Here is an 18,344-nt window from a genome sequence, read left to right on the forward strand (position 1 = left end):
ACTACATTAGCCATGTATTCTAACCAATCATCTAATTCACTTCAAGAAACAGTCAGCAATATCAATTGTGACAGTGGCATTTCTAACAACATGATGGCTTACAGACTAGCACTCTTTCTGGAGAAACATCCACCGTCGTTACAATCAACCACCACATTGGATGCATCTGAGCGAGAAAATCTCCAGTCAGAACTGAGAACAACCTTATCTCAAAATCTCCAAAATATTGAAAACTACAGGCAAAATCTCAAACAGAAATATTACACAGAGTATTTAAATAAATTTGCTGTAACTCAACAGTCATCTGTTGCATCTCAACCAGATAACTCAGCAAGAGTTGAAAACTTAATTGCCCAGAAGAAGAATACATTCCTCCAACAGATATTTGAATCGGGAGTGCAAAAATTACCTTTAGGTCAGAGGGTCAGCAAAGATGAAAGGGAGCAAGAAGCTCTTAGCAAGGAGGAAGACAACATAAATAAATCTAGAGAAAACAATGTCTCACCAGCTATTGATATTGCCGAAAAATCTCTTATTAAAGCAGTTATGAGAACTGTCATGACAATGGGCAAGGATACTGAACAAGGACGCATTTATGAAGGCATAGCCTACAGATTGCAACTGTTTATTAAAGAAGGAATGCAACTTCTCAGTGTTCACAGAAAAACTGGTAATCCCAAAACAGCTTTTACAGCCTATAAAGATGACTCTAATGAGTTTAAAATTACACAAAACAACCTTTCACACACAGAGACTAATCGACTCATTGCCTTTGATAAACAGCAAACAGCACAACAGCCCACATCTCAGTCTAATCATATTGATAAAGATAACAGCACTGAGCTTGGTGACTAAGCCCCTTTGGGGGCTGTGGGAGGTGTCGGGAGTTAGTCGAGTAAGCAATCATCTGGATGGGTAATCATTTTGATTAATTCACTAAGAGCTTGATTATAACGAGCGCAGAGTTCTCTTGCTTGTTTAGATGTTTAGATGTAAGGTACTGGCATTTCACCACAAACTTTAACCAAACTTCACCCCCCACACCTTCCACACCCATTTTTGACTAGCTAAAATAACCAGCCAATCTACCCAAGAAAAAACCACCAATCAATGAATAACGTTTTGTCCGCCTCTCTATTCTTGAGAAGGGGGCAATTATTGTTCCTAACATTATGTAAAAGCTCGCCTCCATTATATTGCTACTAAATCTGAGCGTTGCCGCAATCATCAAACCTATAAATATCAGCCATTCCACCATCAGTTCAATTTTATCCCAGAATTTTGGCTCGTATAAATAACGCATCTGATAATTCTCTATTTTTAGATAATCCACTTAATCTGATTTCATCATCTCCGAAAACTTTTTAGCTTTTACTTTGATTTTACCTAAATTCTAAACTTTTTTTAATATCGTAACACCATCAAGATTTACTTAAGTAAATATGTTATAAATGTTTTATGTTCCTGTAATCGAAGTAATCAAGATGATTCGATTAGTAATTATTGAAAATGAAGCTCTGAGTCGGCTCGGAATCAAATCAGTTATTAATCAAGAGCAAGACTTTGAAATGTGTGGGGAAGCTGATAACGGAACTGAAGGGATGAGGCTTGTTGAAGAACTTAAGCCTGATATTGTTTTGCTCGATATTGCTTTGCCAGATATTAGTGGTTTGGATCTCATCTATAACATTAAGACGAGAACGGATAGTAAAGTCATTGTTCTCACTTATCACTCCAGTCAAGATGTAGTTAATTGTGCCTTCCAAAATGGCGCTGATTCCTACATTCTTAAGAAGATGGATCTGCAATTAATTAAACACGCTATCAATACTACTTATCAAAATAGTTCTTTCATTGACCCAGAGATTGCTAAAAGATTTTTTAGAAACTTCGCTTCTGGCAACACAAAAACTAAGGGTAAAAGATACAGAGAAACCCTTACTGCTACAGAAGCCCAAATTCTCAACTTAATTGCCCGTGGTTTTTCTAATAAAGAGATCGCCGAAAAACTCTTTATTACAGTCAGTACAGTTAAGGGACACACCAGCCATCTTTTTTCCAAGTTAGGAGTTAGGGGTCGTGTTAACGCGATCATTATGGCTAGAGAACTTGGCTATTTAGAAACAGAAACCTCTAGAGTTAGTTGAGCTACTTTTTGGGTTTGGTTTTCTTAAGCTGAATCAAGCAATATCCTTGTAATCGGTTTTCTTGTTGACAGGCTGCTACGGCTGATTGGTTAGACAACAATAACTGGTACATTTGTTTTCCTTCGCTTGATTTTGCCCACTGCAAAATCTTCATCTCATTTGCTGACACTACAACTGACTGAGTTCCACCCAAATTTGAGACAACATTCCAAGTTGTCAGCGAACCTAGAAGCGCTCCTACCGCCATTACTCCTGTGCATATCCCTGATATAGACCAAAGTTTCCACCAACCCAAACCTTTGAATGAGGTATTTAAGGTTGATGGTGTTACATTTTTCATTTCATCACGCACAGCTTTCGATACTACTGTATAGTGCATCGACTGAGCGACTTTGCTAGTCGATTCTAATTTCTGGTCAATCATTACTGCCCAAGCTTCTACCATTGCCTCCATTCGTGCTTGCAGGTCAATCATTGTTTCTTCGTTTCTGCCTAATGTTGCCATCAACTTAAACATCGGGTCATCTTCAGCTATTCCTAATTCATGGGATATTTGAGCTATGCGTTGTTGTTCTGCTTCCGAATATCCTTGTAAAATTTGTTCTGTTCTCATTTTTTACCCCTAAATATTCAATTGCTTGATCATTATTTAAAATCGAATCGTAAAAGTTTTTAATCCAGTGATAAATGTAAGTCCGGTAAACCACATAAATTGACTTATCTCTACAAGCTAGTGAGTAAGGTTTTCCCGTCCTCTCCAATTTTTCGTAATGGTCACGATGTAACGCTGGCAAGAATATCTCAGTCCCACCAATTCTTTGTAACTTATCCTGCATTGATTGCTGATACTCTCCAAATCTCGTATCAAAATGCTGATTTTTTACTACTATATAGTTAGCATTATCAGTAGCAAACTCTCCCAAAGTTTTCAGATAAGCTACACAATCTCTTCTGTGCGAAATTGGTTGCAAAAAAGTTAGTTTCCATTGATATGTAATTAAGAGATCGAACAGATCCGAACCCACAATATACTGACAGAGCTTATCTACATATTGCCCTGGCATATCAACAATAATTATATCTAATTCATTTTTGGTGAAATTATCTAAAATTTTATCTGTACCTCCATTAAAAAAGTCTAAGCTTTCAATTGCCAGTAAACTTTCGTAAGCTTTTAATCTCTCACGATTGTCATGATCGTAGACCTGAATTTTTCTTCCTTGAACTTGGAACCAATCAATTAATAGTTTCGTAACTGTAGACTTCCCTACACGAGAGTCTCCTACAGTCATAATCATTCGCTTAGGAGAGTTCAACATTATTTAAACCTAACGACTCTTTTACTGCTTCAATCTCTTCTTTGAAAGTTCTTAACCAACTTGTGACTCTACCTTTAACCGAAGGTAAATCTGTTTGCTCCATCCCTTGCCTAAAAGTCATGCTATTTTCATCCAAATAATCATAACTACGTTCTATTAGTTCTGGCATTTTAATGTCATAAAATGGGCTTTTTTGCGACTTTAGTTGTTCCTTAATTTTCTCAACTTCGGGAGAGTTTTCGTATCTTGTAAATTCATCAGGCTCCCCAAAAAATAAGTTCTTTACTACTATGTAATCTACTTGATTTCCACAAAAGCTATGCAAATCTATTAGTTGATTTATAGAATCGATAACGCGGCTAATAACTACTACCATAGTCACGCGGATATTATAATGTTTTTCAGCTGTTTCCAGGAAAGTCATTTCTTCTACAAATTTTCGCAATATTCTTCTGGACTGTGGTGGTAATTCTAGTAAAAATAAAGATTCTGGCTGGATTATTTCACCATCTCCTCCTACCTTGGGATTCGCTTTTGTTTTCATTTCATCAAAGAACTGATCTATATTGCCTGTTTTAAAAATATCAAGTGGTTCTATATGGCAATGCCGACCATAAAATCTTAATAATTGAGAATTGGAGCTATCAGCATCAAAGCCGATAAATCTTTGTCCTTTATCCAAGTATGTTTGCACTAGTCCCCTTGCAAAAGTAGACTTACCTACACCACCCTTATCTCCAGTTACTATCACTAATCTCTTTTTGGTTATTTGCTCAATTGATCCTTCTTTCGCCTTGTCTTCTGAACCATTATTCATAAGTTCGATACTATCTGTCACTTTCTTTCTCCTCCTCATAATTATTAGTGGTCAAAAACTATAGGTTTAGGGGGTAGATAAATGGCACGCTTGATAACGTGAAACCTTGCCGTTAGAAGGCGTGGGAGGAAAAGAATTTATATTTCCCATACTCCCCTTAGTCCCCTGAGAAACATTCCAGTATTTGAAAGTAAAATATTTCTAAATATCTTTGTTTGCTAAAATCTACTAAATTATCCGTAATTGGCTTGAAGGTTTGAAGAATTAAACCCTGCTCTATAATCTTCATCAAATCATAATTACTATTTAACTTTAAAAATTTATATATAGAGAAATCTAATTCTTGAGCTATTAATAAATTCGGAGCTAATGCTACTAATCTAGTATACAGTTCTTCGTAATTTGTAACTTCCGATAAGACTAGTTTTACCAATTCTAAATACTGCTGCCTGAAGGATAATTCTTGATAGTTACTAGTTCCCGGACAATTAGCAGCGAGGGGAACTTTCTTATAAATCAATTTTAAATATAATTCAATAATTTCTATTTCTACTTCCCATATCTTCTGCCCCTTTGAATATAGGTAGTTTATTAAAGAATCTCTCTTTGGAAAAATAATTCCTGAAGTTATATGCTTAATGTTAGTTTCTATATCCAAATTTGTCTGTTTTCTAAAAATTGGTACTATTTGGCTCCTTACCCATTGCATAAATTGCCTGACCACATCAGCTTTTACTATACCTGTCAATGAATGAATCCCCAAGGCATTCAAAGTATTAACGACGACTATTTTTTGATTAATCATCACTTGTCGCTGATTTGTCTTCGCATCTATTAATATTACCTTTCCATCGTTCAGGGCTGGAGCAATTATTTGGAATACATCAACCGCAAACAACTCTAATCCGCTTGGAGCATCTATCACTCGTACTATATTGTTCGAGAAATGCTCAAATTCCCAAAACTGCCAAACTTCTACCATCGTTTTCTGGCTCAGAACGATATCACTATCCCATATCTGCCAATCACAAAGGAATCGATAAAGGTACGGAAATAATCAGTACTTTCGTATCTTGATTTTTTACTTCTCTTTGTTATATATTTCCAGGTTTACTTTTTTTAATTCAAAGGGTAGGGTGAATGGCACTGCGCTATCACTACCGCAACGCTTATGCTGACACTTTACAATCACAAAACATAATTACGAATTACGAATTGTTTAAAGCTCCATTTCATGATTTTGATGCCGTTGTTGTGAATTATGTTGTTGTAATTTCTGCGAGAGATTGACCAGTTCTTGGTTCCAATCTCTCGCAAAACATTTATTTTTTTTAGCCTGTGGCAGCAATTGTTTAATAGCCCGTGCATCTGCATTTCCAAGTTCGGAAGAGTCAAATGCTACCTGTACATTAAAAATATGCTGCAATTGCTCAACAGGCAAAGTATTAGGGCGATCTATTGCCAGGAAGAGCGTTCTTTTGAGCGGTACGTCGCCCTTGACAAGATATTCCAGCATGGCAAAAGAGATGGTATCAATGGGGGATTTACACAGCACTAACCTTTCTGCTGGATCTGTTGGCTGTCCGCCCAAGTGAAAGTAAAACCAGCCCTCACGCCGCTTAGTCCCAAACTCATAGCCTTTGAAAGTGTTGTTCTCGCCCCGTGTCCCCCGCAGGAATGCACCTTGAGGCAGGGGTTTTTCACTAATATTCCGCATGACGAACACAGCGTTTTGCTGATCATCAGCGTAAACTAACCTCCGCTTATGCAGAACTTCTACAAAGTTTTCAGGTATTCCCCGTTTCTGGGTCAGGTAGTTGTGAACTGCTGTCCACTTGCTTTTATCCTCAACTGGTAGCGTGAATTTGTCGCGTGGTTCTAACTGTACAATCTCAGCAGCCACTTGATAACTTTTTGCGATCGCTGCTCCAATAGCCCCTGCTTCACCAAATCGCTCATGCAACCAGACGACCGCCTGCCGTAGATTGCAATTGTTAACGTGTATCACCAAGTCAATCGCCCCACAGCCGCCTTTCTGCTGTTCGGGTTCAAAGTCGTAGAATTTGGGCCCATCTATATTAATGATGTGTCCGTGACCCTTCCATTTTCCTTGGCTATTGTGTAGCCCCAACTCCCAAGCCACATCTTCCAAGGGCAAGTCGCGCAGTTGTTGAGTCTGAGCCTCTAACGATCGCACCCGTTTTTCTAATTGCTGTCGCTCCCTCTCGCTATCCCTGGCTCGTTGCTCTGCCCGTTCTAATCGTTCTATCAGGAACTTTCGGTCAGCGAGTTGGTGGTTAATCGCTTGGAACTGTTCATCAGACTGAATCCTGTCTACATAACTCCTAGCTGATTCAAACGGTGTTGGCGCTAATTGGTTATTTGTAATGACTGCGGTGAGTGGTTCACTGTTAACGGCTTGGTAATATTCTTTGACTTTGGTGTGGGTTGCCTTACTGCCCTTGACCCCGCGTTCAATGCCCAAAGGAGCAAGTGCAGCAGCATAACTATCTTGGAGTTTGGATAACTTAATTCTTCCCTGTCCACCTCTGCCGCCAAACATCGCGTCATGACTGACTCTCCCGGTTTTATCGTTCAATGGCACGATGTAGGCGTGAATGTGTGGGGTACTTTCATCTAGGTGAAGCTCTGCCCTGACGCATTTTGATCCATAGTTTTGATCTATCCAGTCACGAGATGCGATCGCCCATTCCTGCATCAGTGAATCAGACCACTGCCCCGACAGAGATGGATCTTTTGGGCGGAAATATTCAGGCGATGCCGAGAGAAACATTTCGGTGCATAACACTGCATCATGCCGAGGGCGATGCAGTAGCGTAGAGATTTTTTCTTTGACTATTTCCTCTAGGGCGCGATCGTCTTCTCCCCCAATCAACCGGACATTCTCTTTGGTTGGATCTGCGTTGGGTGTTTCTCTATTCCTGGTAACATGGTCATCACTTCCCGCAACGTTACCAAATGTTTTTAGTTTCTCTATTCTGAGAATTGTTAGTGGCGACATAAAAGTTTTATGCTACAAATGCAGTGCGTTGTAGTACTCAAAAACCTTCCAAGCGAACGGCGGTTTCATGTCACGAGCGCAGCGAGAGATGGCGCAGCCACCCGCAGGGCATGAAACCATAGTGAGTATGGTTATGTTATTCTCTAAGCGAAGAATTGTTGAGGGCAAAAAATAGCAATTAAGAGCGCTAAGTTTTGGCATAGTCTAGGGATAGTCCAAGCATAGTCTAAAGAACTTACTTTCTTGAAAAAACTGATTAAGAGTGCTTAGTCTAGGCATAGTCTAGGGATAGTTCAAACTAAGTTGTGGCATAGTCTGGAGAAAATGTAGTTTGGTATACAATTTTGTTATTTAAAACCCACTAATTGCATAGATTTAGGGGAGATTGTAACTCAGTTTTTAAAACAGAAAAAATCGATTAGACTTTAATAAGTGATTCTGCATTTTGATTTTCTGCAAGTAAAAAACCGAAGCAACGCGGCTGTAAATGTACAGAAACTTTTGCATGAAAAAAAATGGAACAGAACCAACAAGTCTTTTTTTCAATTAGGCGAAGGTTAGGCACTATTGATGGACAGATAATTAATTATCTCCACTCTAGACCCTTCGATTTAGGGAACCTACCTGAAATAGTAATGTTGACCCTGCTTGAATATTGGTCGCCCTTTGCCATATCTGCTGATGGAGTGGATGGTGACGAACTCAGGCAGAGGGCAATTTGGTCAATTAAAAAATTAGAAGCACAAGCGGCTTTGATTCGTGAAATTTTTTTGTCATCTCATGTCCAAACTGCTGTGACTGCGAACAACGCTGAAGTTGGCGATAGTGCCTCGGATCAAAGGCTGGTGTCCACCATTAATGATGAGGATGCTGATGATTTGGCAGAACTAGTTCTGCCAGAAGAAATAAAGCAGATTAACAGCTTGTTTAATGTCGAGTAATAGTTGAGAAAAATTCATGAATACGTCGAAAAGAGAGATTGCACCCGTTTACACAAGGGTAGCTGTGTCCATTGATTTAGGTGGGAGTCAGAGCAAGGTAATTGTTCAGATATATCCTTCGGGTGTGCCGATAGTAATAGCAATGGAGCCAGAAATTGCAGATGTGGGAAAAAACTCAATTACTCAGTTGTCAGGAGACTGTACTTGGGTAGGAATAGATGATGAGTATTATGTCTTGGGCGCTCTAGCTAAAAATACTTTTGCTGGCACACCAGCGCTCAGGGATCTGAAATATCACTATGCTTTACCAAAAATAGCGGGATTATTATGGAAAATTTGTCTTCAATTGGGCTTGAGTAATGGTGTTGATGCTTCCGTGCAATTATTGCTACCACCAGGAGAAATGTCGGACGGTAAAGATTTGGGTAAGAAGCTGTCGGCAGCGTTGAGAAAAGGAATTGCCACACCTACAGGCAAGTTAAAACTTAAGCTACATAATTTTTACGTGGCTCCAGAGGGGAGTGGGATTATGGCTTACCGTAGTCGGGCTTTGGGGGCATTATTTGGGCAAAAAAGTATTGGTTTGTTGATGTTGGGCTACCGGAATGCTAGTTTTTTTGTTTCGGCTAAAGGTAATCAAGCAAAAGCTGAATCTACAGAGTTGGGGATGAATTGGTTAGTGCAGCAATTTGTTGAGCGTACTGCTGTTGGGCTAGCAAAAGATGATTTACGTATACCAAAAGCTTTAGTGTCAGCAAGCTTGGGCAACCAGAATGCACTACAGTCTTTATCACGCAAAGCCACATCTGCTGGAGTTGAATCTGATTTAAAGTTGTTTAACTCAGTTTTACTAGATGTCCGTGGTGATTACTGTCGAGCTTTAATTCGCTGGATTAGAAATATTGCCGTATTGGATGAAGTTATCATTTGCGGCGGGACTGCTGAGTTTGTGCATAAGGAATTAACTCAACATTTTGAAAAAGAGGGCATACCTATTGTTTGGAATGGCAACGTCGAGATGCCTAAGTATCTCGATACCCTCTCTCTAGGTAGCCGAGTTACTGATGTCTGGACTGCACACATTACCTATATCAAGATGTTAGACTACAATTTTGGCTACCAACGTAAAACTGATTTGGTTCCAGACTATCATCAATCCCCACCTGTAAAAAATTCCACCCCACCTAAAGAAGTTTGGGAGAAAAACGGGTTTTTGACCATGCACCCTGGTGTTTAAAGCCCTAATTTGAAAGTGATTGCCTATAAGTAGATTCTCTGCGGCTTGCTCCCAGGCGATCGCTTTCAAATTTGCACACTATACAAATGCTGGTGCGCGGTTATTAGTTATATTGTTATACATTCTAGTAAGTTCCTATAGACGCTCAACTTGATATGATTTAAGTGAATAAAAAGAAGCTGATTTGATTATTTGTTTGAGTTCTTCTGCCCACTGGCTATAAGTTGAAGTACCAATAGTCCCTTCAGACGACTGAATATAATTAACTAAAACTTGAGGATTGACTTTAAATGTACTAATTACATATTTTTTAGCACATTGGAGTAATAATTCATAGTCAGCAAATATTTGGTGGCAAGGATTCCATTTTAAAGCATGATTACGGTAATGAATGAATCCATTGCTATCAAAAATTTCTTGTTGACTTTAAAAAAAAACTTTTGTATTTTTAGCCAGTTACTTTTATCTTCTTGCTAACTGTTGTATTATCTGCTGGAGTGCGACAAAAATAGAAACTATTTTCTTGACAATGCACAAATGCAGACTCTACATCTGACTATTCACACGATTCCGATTCAGCAATGCACTGTTGAAAAAACTCCTTTCAGTATTGGTAGCGATAAATACAATGACTTGGTAATTCCTGATAACAGCGTAGATAAAGGACACGCTAAGATTGCGTTTAAAGAAGGTCAGTATTATTTGCTAGATGAAGGTAGTACCAATGGCACACGGGTGGCAGGGATTCGGCTAGAAGCATATCGATTCCGAGCTTTAACAGACGGGAATCTTATAGAGCTTGGTTCGGTGATCGTAGAAATAAAAATTAGCTCCCCTGCACCAGCCAAAATTCCAATATTTCAGGCAAGGCAACGTCAAACTCTCTCAATTGAACGCATGAGATTAGATGCAATCAATTTAAAAAAATCTAGCAGCCCAATATTAGGTACAACTCTGCTCAACGATATTTCTGTATCATTCTTTCCGCAAGAGTTTGTTGTTATTGCTGGGGTTAGTGGTGGCGGGAAGTCAACTCTCATGGACGCACTCAACGGACAACGCCGCGCTAGAGGTAAAGTACTTGTTAACGGCTGCGACCTCTACAAGAATTTCAACGCTTTCAAAAATAAAATTGGCTATGTGCCGCAGGACGATATCGTTCATTCAGAACTGACTGTGGGGGAAGCACTTAACTATGCTGCTCATCTCCGTCTGCCTTCAGCATCGCCATCAAAAAGGCAGCAACGCATACAAGAAGTACTTGAACAACTGCAACTTACTGGGCGCAAGAATGTCTCTATTGGGCGACTTAGTGGTGGGCAGCGCAAACGTGTAAGTATTGGGGTAGAACTAATCAGCAATCCCAGCATATTTTTTCTGGATGAGGCAACTTCAGGACTTGACCCTGGCACAGAATTACAAATCATGCACCTGCTGCGGAATTTAGCAGATGCTGGAAGTCTAGTAATATTGATTACTCATGCTACCAAAAATGTGGCGATCGCTGACATGGTAGTTTTCCTGGCTAAGGGGGGCAGACTTGCTTATGTTGGCCCTCCGAAGTTAGCCTTTAGCTATTTCAAAGTCAAAGATTTTGATTCAATTTATCCCAGAGTTGAACACCAGTTGTCACCATCAGAATGGGAGCAGGGATTTAAGTCTTACGCTTTCTACAAAAAGTTTGTCAGTGAACGCCAAAAGACCATTCCCCAAAACTCAATTAAGCCCGTACTAGTTAAGCGGGATTTTCTCCAACAATGGGGGGTGTTATGCCGCCGTAACTTGGCTATTCTGCTCAAGAACAAAATCAGTTTAGCGTTAATGCTTCTAGGAGCGCCGATTTTAGGTTCATTGAATTTTGCACTGTGGAAGCCTGACTTATTTAACACTAAGATTGGCAATGCAGGACAGGCAATTACAATGCTGTTTGTCACAGTTATCATGGCTGTAATGTCTGGAGCGCTAGCTACGATGTCGGAGATTGCTAAGGAAACTGCTATTTATCGCCGTGAGCGCAGTGCCGGACTAGGGATAGTTCCTTATGTAGCATCCAAGTTTCAATTAGCATTTTTGCTGGCGCTTTATCAATCAGCAATACTTTTAGTTTGCATGACCACGGCGGTGAAATTAAATGTTGATAACAGTACTTTTACTCTCATGTACCTCAGCCTCTTCCTCGCTTCTTTTGGGAGCATGATTTTAGGGCTGTTAGTTTCTGCGATTGCACCAAGTCAAAGTGTTGCACCTCTGCTAACAATTCTTGTGCTGGTTCCTCAAGTCGTGTTTGGAGGTGGAATTCTCCCAGCGAACGAATTCAACTCTGTGGGCAAAACATTCAACCAGATGATGTTAACTAAATACCCTTTTGAATCTCTAGTATCCCTGAGTGGACTTGGCGCAGATGTGGCCAAAGACTCGTGCTGGCAGAAAACTGAGCAGCAACGGAAAGCGTTATCAGAAAAACAATCCCTCGGCTGTAGATGTTATGGGGCAAGTGTGTTTAACAAGTGCAAATTTCCAGGGATTGGTAAAGTAAAAAAGTCATCGTTTTTAAATGCTGATTTATTAAAGGTACGTTTGCTGATTCAGGGGATTTTTGATAGCTATGGAAAAACTTTTAAAATTGATTTGACAGAAAATCTATTTTCTATGTTGAGATTAATTGTTTTATTAATGATGTTAATTCTACTAGCCCAATTTCTCAAAGGTTAGCAAGTAAAAATACTTATAGCTGAAAGTTCGCTGACTCCAAGTAGGCTGTACGCCATGTCTAACACCCAGAAGAAAGTATTTGATTAATTCTCAAAGTAAAATACTGAATTAGAGCTATAGCATAAATAGACTTATTTTTCTACAGACAAGAGTACGGTTTTTTTCCATACTCTTGTCGATTGATTTTTTGAGAGCAGAAAATATAAACTCTGCGGTGGAAGTAATTATAATTTCCATTTTTACTTGCAGAATCTGGTGTGGAGGAATATTCTTCTGCACCTTTCCCTACTTACTTTCATCTCAAATATCTCTTAAAGAAATCATGCAACAACTAAAATTACCAAGCCACAACAACGGTACATACCCTCAAAAGTCAACAGACTCATTCACTATCCCTCAACAGAAAGAGCGACTAGAAAATCTGTTGTATCAGAAAGTTCAACAAGGGGAAGATATATCGCCTTGTATTGAAGCTCTCTATTATTTAGCTTCAAAGCAAACAACACAAGACCAACTGCAAGTGATGTGGGCTGAAGTAATCAAAGAACGCTCGGCATTCAATTCATTGCAAAGAGTAATCATTACAGCCTTCGCCATCTTAGGAATGATTGCCTTTTTTAATGGGGCATTTCGCTCTGTCAAACCATCGGCAGCTGCTAACCCACCTGCTGTTCAAGCTCATTAAAAGGATTTCACGCATAAGCTGAAAGCGTTGTTTGATAATGCTTTCAGCTTATATTATCACTCGCTCTGCATAGCTCCCGCCTAATATGCTGTGTCTTTGTCGAAAGGCAAACTGTCTTCCGGCTCAAAGTTACGCAGGTCTTGCTCCATCTGCTGCCGACGTTGGACGTATGTTCTGCTGTTTCCAATCCTCCCTTCCATCAACCATTCACCAAAGTTGATGCCTTGTTCTACGTGTGAGGCGGACATTTTATTATAATGATCAACCTCCATTTTCTTACGCCACTCAAGTTGTTCGAGGGCACTTTCACTGATACCAATTTTCTGAGCATATTCTACATATTCAGGTCTGAGAGAACCATCTGGGTTAAATTCCTTTTTTTCTTGTTCAGTAAAGAAATCGTAGGCTGTGTAGATTGGCCACGGTTCTGGATCAATCTCATCCAGGTGCTTCCACTCGTCATACTCTTCTTTTACTCTACGAGCATAACTATCAATTGCTCCTGGATGTGCGCCATTAGATAACTTTTGTTGTCTTACTTCATCTTTTAAAGTTCCATCTGCATTGAATTCTTCCTTATGCATATTTATCCAACGCTTAATTCTCGACATACAAACCTCTCAAGATATTAACCAAGTTTCATTAGCTTCTTAAAACCATGACTCTGGAAATTAAACATTTTGATCCCAGGCTCAATCAATGGATTTATACAGATGATCGTAAAAATATTTTAACTGAAAATCTCAGTAATACTTTACTGGAATTTTACTTTCCTGATAAAAAATTCTCATTTGGGCATTCAGATGAGTACAGTACAGACGAAGAATTAAAAAATCATCCAGATGGACATATCCTACTATTATCTTCAAAAACTCGTTTACTTTATGGAGAAAAGGAATGTTTAGAAACGATTCAAAAAATTTGTCCAGATAGTAAAGACCGTGGGGCTTATGGTTCCATCTTCCTTGGGACTTGTAAAAATGCGATTCACGAAAAATTAAGCATTCTGGTAGTAGATGATTCTACTGAAAAGGCTGGTGAAAATGGAGGGATATTATCGAATGATTTAGCATATAAATTAGTTGGTGACTGTTATGGGCAGATTTCAACACAACTTTATGACAAAGTAACCTTAAGAGAATCCCAAGCAGATAAAAGCTATCGTGTAATTCAGCATCGATTTGGTTGGGTAGATGGAGTTGGAGAAGATACTACTAAATACCGTTTTGGCAAAGGAACGCTCCGACCATACAGACTAGATAGAATAGAATATGTAGATCCTAAAAATGAACCAAAAATCGATATAATTCTTCCCATAAGCAGTTTTAAGGGAACAGACAAGGATAGACCCAAAGGGACTACTAAACCGCAGATTAAGCCAGGATTATATCAGCAAAATATTTGGTTAGCTGAAAAAGGGCAATCTCAACAAGGTCGGATGTCTATCTCCCAACTGCTGGCATCTTTCCCCCAAGGAATTAAAGATTTTGCTGAGGAACTAGAGGTACAAACTCAAAGATTAGCCTCTATTCAAGATGACCCAAGACTTGTTGCTACTTACTATTGTGAAAGATACGAAAAACGTAAAGAATCATTGAGCCAAAATAAACTAAAAACAGGAGAAGTCACAAACCTTGAAACAGATATTAAAAATTTAGAGACAAATGATGACTTAGATGCAGATCAGGAGTTAGATGATGACCCCGCCAAAGATGACTTATTTATGTACAAAGTCATTAAAGCCGATTTACTAGGGCATCAGCAGTTATTAGAAACTGAGAAGGTAAAGCAGGAGCTAAGTCGTTTTGTACAAAGTGAGTGGCGAGATATTGCTATTGGGAAAACGCTCACTTTTGACCGAGCAATGATTATTCCTTCCAAAGAACTCAAAAATGGTGAAATTTGTGTCCCTTGGCTTGATGAGCAAGAAAAAATTCTTAACTTCCGTTCTCCTTTCCTCAACTCTAATGGTTTGTGTGTTTCTAATAATAAACACGTTGAAGACCGTGTTGCTCCAGATGGTAAATCTTTGCAAGGCGTAATTGTAGTCAATGACGAAGACCACAAGCGTATACAAGCCAGAATTACAGAGTTAGAAATACGAGGGATTAGTGTTGATTTTATCGACCCAGCAGAAACCGAATCAGAACGCCAAGCACGAGACTACGATGGTGACTGCATTGGTGTGGCAAGAGCTAGCTTATATCCTAATTTAACAGCAGAGGCAGAGCGAAGAAATCTTCCCCAAAACGCCTATTCGCCCACGGTTAAGCTCAAAAAACAGTCATTTTATGATCCCACAGATGGAACCCAGCCCCCATTTGAAAAAATCGCTATCCACATGAGTGATAGCATCAGCGTGGGCATAATCAACAATCAAGTGACAGCACTAGAGGCATTAGAATCAGAAATTGAGGTACTTAAAACTTACGGAACTATCGAACAACAATCAACTTATTTAGACCAAGTTTCTAGCCATTATCAAAGTTTATTTGAACAGGAATATGGCGAGAAGCCCAAACCAATTAGAGCAGAGTACAAACCTTTCATGCAATCTGTTGTAGCTCTAGCAGAGAATCCTAACAGAACGCCAGAAATTATTCAGCAGGCGATGGATGTTAACCGCCTGATGTACCGGGAAATGATTGGTGAAGGATGTTATCAAAACCAAATAGCGGTTGATTTATTCAAAAGTGCTAAAAAACCTGAGATGAATTTAATCCGGGAAAACAACCGCTACTTGTATCGTGATGTTAATTATATTAAAGATAAAAAGTCGCCTTCAGTTTATTTAAACACGGGGATAACACCAAAGGGCTACTCACCAGTAGAATTATTAATTAGCCAAACCAATAAATATTTCCAAGAATCACAGTTAGAATCGCGCCCCATCGTCCAGTTTAAAGACTTATTCAAAGGAGTAGAATTTACACCACAGCAAAAATTTGCAGCGATCGCCGCCAAGTACGAGTTTGATCAGAAATTCAACGCTGCGGTACGTATGGAGCGACGGCGGGAAACCGAGAAAGGGCCATCAGCAATCATCCAAACTCCACAGTCTTGCCAACTCGAAATTACCAATCTCACCCATTACGAACATCCTCTGATTTGGAAAGCCCAAACGTTGAACATTCGCCTAGATGAAATACCAGAGAAATGGCGAACTAAAGAACGCCCTCATAAATTATTAGCAGTTGCACAAATCAATGGTGAGATTGGGTCAGATGGAAAACCCGCTTACCGCAACCTGGGGACAGTTAGCCAACAATCTGTGACTGACCACAACATCAAGGCGGGGATGACCATGCAGGGAGCTAAACTCCTAGAACTAAAACCAGAACTTACTAGAAGCCAAACTAAATTACTTTTCGATAAGGCACAAGAGGCGGCTCTCGCATTTTACGCTTCTATCCCAGAGTCAGAAAAACTTGCTCTATCCGCCGCCGCTTGGAACATCTGTGCATCCCGCCAGGATGAACTTGAAGTTGCAAGAAAAGAAAACGCAAACCCCCAAGCGATCGCTAAAAAAGTTTCTAATTTTGCCTTCGCTGCTTTCCCCAATGAGATTATCTCTTGCTTAGATAAATTGCAATTTACCGAACCGAAGTTAGTCACACTGAATAATGAAGCGAATCAATTTTTGGGTCGAGACTGGAATCCCACCGAAAAACACCCGATAGAAATTAGAGCTTCTCACCATCCAGTCGGGCATGAGCGCCACGTTTCTAGGCTAATGTTTGTCCAGGATAGTGACGGCGAATATAAGGAATTCGCCATGCTTGAAACCAGAACTGCACAGCTTCCCATTGGTACGAAAGCGCTCTCTTGTATGGTTGGGGTAGAACCTGCCACAGCATCAGCAACTATTGGACTACCAGGAAACGAGCCGGTTGAAATTACTATCCGTGAACTCAAGAACTTCTCTTATGCAGGACTTGTTTTTAACGACCAAGCAGTAAATTTAGAATTTGGCACTGTGCCGGTGACTGACAAAACAGTAAAAATAAAAATTGATGCTTTGACTCTGGGAGAGTTAGACAGTGATTCTGTCCAACAGTTAAAACAAATTGATTACCTGAAAAATGGTAATCCTCTAAAGTTAAAACTTACTTCTATCTCCGAAACTGGAGATCAAGCTTTTGTTCTGGGTGAATCTCCCAATGGGAATCTTCTCAAAATTAATAAAATTAACTTTTATGATTTTTCTGGTCAGACATTCAACGATCAAGATTACCGAAAACTGACTATCGAAACCTCAGCTTCTAAAACTAGAGATGCTGTATTTTTGAATGGTGAACCCTTGGGAGTATTGCACTTCAAAAAAGACAAAGACGCGCTCAGACAACTTGGATTGCTCAAAACCGGAAAACTTACCCCAGCCCCCGCTATTATTCAAAGTAATTTCTCTGTGATTTGCGCTCAAATTGACCCTAATACCGTTGAATATCCTACTATTTGGACGAAGGAATTTCAGGCTTTTGGGACTCAATCAGTTAATCCTCAACAACAAGAGATGATTGAGAGTAGTGCGAAAATTCTACATCATATTAAAGAGCGCCCTACTTTCTTATTTTCGACAGAATCAAACAAAAAACTTGGAGTCATGGGCTTGGCTGTTGACAACCAGAAAGCTGAGACTGTGACAAAATGGTTAACTGCTCAAAATGTTAAATTCTCGCTTGCCCCAACAGAAGATGTTATAAGGCAAACTAAAAAAGGTCTAGCGGTATTTAACTTGGTTGATAGCTCCATCCCTGCCAAAACTTTAGAGAGCATGGCCAAGAAATTTGGGGCTGTGATTGAAACGGATAGTGAGTATCAACAAAGGGTTAATTCCCTCGCCACACGACCGCAGTTTTTGAAACCACCAGAACAATCAGCACAATCCCCACCGAACCAATCTATAACTCCATTACTCTCCACTACTCCTTCTACACCAGACATTAGTAATAACGTGAAAACCGAACCTCTAAGTGTAGAGAAGTCCCCAACAGTTACTATTGATGATTTGAGAAATTGGTACAATGCCGCAGATAAGTTAGGGAAGTCGGAGAATTACAAAAAACGCATTTTAGAAGTGGCAAATGGGTTTAAAGCTGGTGAGCAATTATCAGCCCAAGCGTTGACAGTAATGAATCAAGATACATTTGAACTTGAAGCCATCAGTCGGCTGACTCAAATTGCTCAAAGGATTGGCATGGTCTGGGGTAAATCTGATGAAAATGGTACTCAAGTCCAAGGGAAAATTTATGACTTGGCTTTCAATACCCAGCATAGAGATTTAACTATTTCGCAGAAAAATGGAGAGGTAATTTTCAACTTGCAATCAGGGAGAGTGCAGACTAATAAACTAACTCCAGAGATATTACAAACTTTTGAAGATGTTAATACTCAAATTGATAAAATATTAACTAAATCTCAAACACAACAAATAGACTTACAAAGGTAGGTTTATCTGCCTCCT

14 protein-coding genes are annotated in these 18,344 nt (G+C 39.5%); 7 read left to right on the forward strand and 7 right to left on the reverse strand.

What is annotated here, in order from left to right; translation table 11 throughout:
• Window positions 1-12 precede the first annotated feature (12 nt).
• Complete coding sequence (locus tag ACFG4S_RS00075) at window positions 13-855, forward strand: hypothetical protein (RefSeq protein ID WP_392530031.1); 843 nt, start codon at window positions 13-15, stop codon at window positions 853-855.
• A 208-nt stretch (window positions 856-1,063) separates the two neighbouring features.
• On the opposite strand, the gene ACFG4S_RS00080 is transcribed toward ACFG4S_RS00075, so the two are convergent.
• Window positions 1,064-1,333 (reverse strand): hypothetical protein, encoded by a 270-nt coding sequence (locus ACFG4S_RS00080; protein WP_392530032.1) that lies wholly within the window; start codon window positions 1,331-1,333, stop codon window positions 1,064-1,066.
• A gap of 151 nt (window positions 1,334-1,484) precedes the next feature.
• On the opposite strand from ACFG4S_RS00080, the gene ACFG4S_RS00085 reads away from it, so the two are divergent.
• A complete protein-coding gene (locus ACFG4S_RS00085; RefSeq protein ID WP_392530033.1) occupies window positions 1,485-2,147 on the forward strand; it encodes a response regulator in 663 nt (220 codons plus the stop codon).
• 1 nt (window position 2,148) lies between these two features.
• Here the strand turns inward: ACFG4S_RS00085 and ACFG4S_RS00090 are convergent, their stop codons facing one another.
• From ACFG4S_RS00090 to mobV, 5 genes are all read right to left on the reverse strand, one after another.
• Window positions 2,149-2,760 carry a DUF6753 family protein gene (locus ACFG4S_RS00090; protein ID WP_392530034.1) on the reverse strand — a complete coding sequence of 204 codons (612 nt, stop codon included), beginning with the start codon at window positions 2,758-2,760 and terminating at the stop codon, window positions 2,149-2,151.
• Entirely contained in the window at window positions 2,690-3,439 is a 750-nt protein-coding gene (locus tag ACFG4S_RS00095; RefSeq protein ID WP_392530035.1) for a hypothetical protein, read from the reverse strand. Before ACFG4S_RS00095 ends, ACFG4S_RS00090 begins: the two co-directional genes overlap by 71 nt.
• Window positions 3,440-3,449: 10 nt before the next feature.
• Window positions 3,450-4,304, reverse strand: a complete 855-nt coding sequence (locus ACFG4S_RS00100) for a hypothetical protein (RefSeq protein ID WP_392530036.1) — start codon at window positions 4,302-4,304, stop codon at window positions 3,450-3,452.
• A 136-nt stretch (window positions 4,305-4,440) separates the two neighbouring features.
• On the reverse strand, window positions 4,441-5,265 hold the full coding sequence (locus ACFG4S_RS00105) for a hypothetical protein (RefSeq protein ID WP_392530037.1): 825 nt from the start codon (window positions 5,263-5,265) through the stop codon (window positions 4,441-4,443).
• Between the two features lie 237 nt (window positions 5,266-5,502).
• Window positions 5,503-7,305 (reverse strand): MobV family relaxase, encoded by a 1,803-nt coding sequence (mobV, locus tag ACFG4S_RS00110; protein ID WP_392530038.1) that lies wholly within the window; start codon window positions 7,303-7,305, stop codon window positions 5,503-5,505.
• 515 nt (window positions 7,306-7,820) lie between these two features.
• Between mobV and ACFG4S_RS00115 the strand changes: the two genes are divergently transcribed.
• The 4 genes from ACFG4S_RS00115 (at window position 7,821) to ACFG4S_RS00130 (ending at window position 12,880) form a co-directional block, all read left to right on the forward strand.
• On the forward strand, window positions 7,821-8,246 hold the full coding sequence (locus tag ACFG4S_RS00115; RefSeq protein WP_392530039.1) for a hypothetical protein: 426 nt from the start codon (window positions 7,821-7,823) through the stop codon (window positions 8,244-8,246).
• A 16-nt stretch (window positions 8,247-8,262) separates the two neighbouring features.
• Window positions 8,263-9,483 carry a ParM/StbA family protein gene (locus tag ACFG4S_RS00120; protein WP_190901228.1) on the forward strand — a complete coding sequence of 407 codons (1,221 nt, stop codon included), beginning with the start codon at window positions 8,263-8,265 and terminating at the stop codon, window positions 9,481-9,483.
• 537 nt (window positions 9,484-10,020) lie between these two features.
• Window positions 10,021-12,195 carry an ATP-binding cassette domain-containing protein gene (locus tag ACFG4S_RS00125; protein WP_392530040.1) on the forward strand — a complete coding sequence of 725 codons (2,175 nt, stop codon included), beginning with the start codon at window positions 10,021-10,023 and terminating at the stop codon, window positions 12,193-12,195.
• A gap of 322 nt (window positions 12,196-12,517) precedes the next feature.
• Window positions 12,518-12,880: a hypothetical protein gene (locus ACFG4S_RS00130; RefSeq protein ID WP_069071797.1), complete on the forward strand. Its 363-nt coding sequence runs from the start codon at window positions 12,518-12,520 to the stop codon at window positions 12,878-12,880.
• 80 nt (window positions 12,881-12,960) lie between these two features.
• Here the strand turns inward: ACFG4S_RS00130 and ACFG4S_RS00135 are convergent, their stop codons facing one another.
• On the reverse strand, window positions 12,961-13,491 hold the full coding sequence (locus tag ACFG4S_RS00135; RefSeq protein WP_392530041.1) for a hypothetical protein: 531 nt from the start codon (window positions 13,489-13,491) through the stop codon (window positions 12,961-12,963).
• Between the two features lie 47 nt (window positions 13,492-13,538).
• On the opposite strand from ACFG4S_RS00135, the gene ACFG4S_RS00140 reads away from it, so the two are divergent.
• Window positions 13,539-18,329, forward strand: a complete 4,791-nt coding sequence (locus ACFG4S_RS00140; RefSeq protein ID WP_392530042.1) for a hypothetical protein — start codon at window positions 13,539-13,541, stop codon at window positions 18,327-18,329.
• Window positions 18,330-18,344 lie beyond the last annotated feature (15 nt).

Source organism: Nostoc sp. C117 (assembly GCF_043099735.1).
Lineage (GTDB): Bacteria > Cyanobacteriota > Cyanobacteriia > Cyanobacteriales > Nostocaceae > Nostoc.

Bases quoted from the DNA above. Each gene is read 5' to 3' on its own strand.
- ACFG4S_RS00135 (WP_392530041.1), bottom strand. From the start codon at position 13,491: ATGTCGAGAATTAAGCGTTGGATAAATATGCATAAGGAAGAATTCAAT.
- ACFG4S_RS00140 (WP_392530042.1), top strand. From the start codon at position 13,539: ATGACTCTGGAAATTAAACATTTTGATCCCAGGCTCAATCAATGGATT.
- ACFG4S_RS00075 (WP_392530031.1), top strand. From the start codon at position 13: ATGTATTCTAACCAATCATCTAATTCACTTCAAGAAACAGTCAGCAAT.
- ACFG4S_RS00115 (WP_392530039.1), top strand. From the start codon at position 7,821: ATGGAACAGAACCAACAAGTCTTTTTTTCAATTAGGCGAAGGTTAGGC.
- ACFG4S_RS00125 (WP_392530040.1), top strand. From the start codon at position 10,021: ATGCAGACTCTACATCTGACTATTCACACGATTCCGATTCAGCAATGC.
- ACFG4S_RS00130 (WP_069071797.1), top strand. From the start codon at position 12,518: ATGCAACAACTAAAATTACCAAGCCACAACAACGGTACATACCCTCAA.
- ACFG4S_RS00120 (WP_190901228.1), top strand. From the start codon at position 8,263: ATGAATACGTCGAAAAGAGAGATTGCACCCGTTTACACAAGGGTAGCT.
- ACFG4S_RS00090 (WP_392530034.1), bottom strand. From the start codon at position 2,760: ATGAGAACAGAACAAATTTTACAAGGATATTCGGAAGCAGAACAACAA.
- ACFG4S_RS00105 (WP_392530037.1), bottom strand. From the start codon at position 5,265: ATGGTAGAAGTTTGGCAGTTTTGGGAATTTGAGCATTTCTCGAACAAT.
- ACFG4S_RS00085 (WP_392530033.1), top strand. From the start codon at position 1,485: ATGATTCGATTAGTAATTATTGAAAATGAAGCTCTGAGTCGGCTCGGA.
- mobV (WP_392530038.1), bottom strand. From the start codon at position 7,305: ATGTCGCCACTAACAATTCTCAGAATAGAGAAACTAAAAACATTTGGT.
- ACFG4S_RS00095 (WP_392530035.1), bottom strand. From the start codon at position 3,439: ATGACTGTAGGAGACTCTCGTGTAGGGAAGTCTACAGTTACGAAACTA.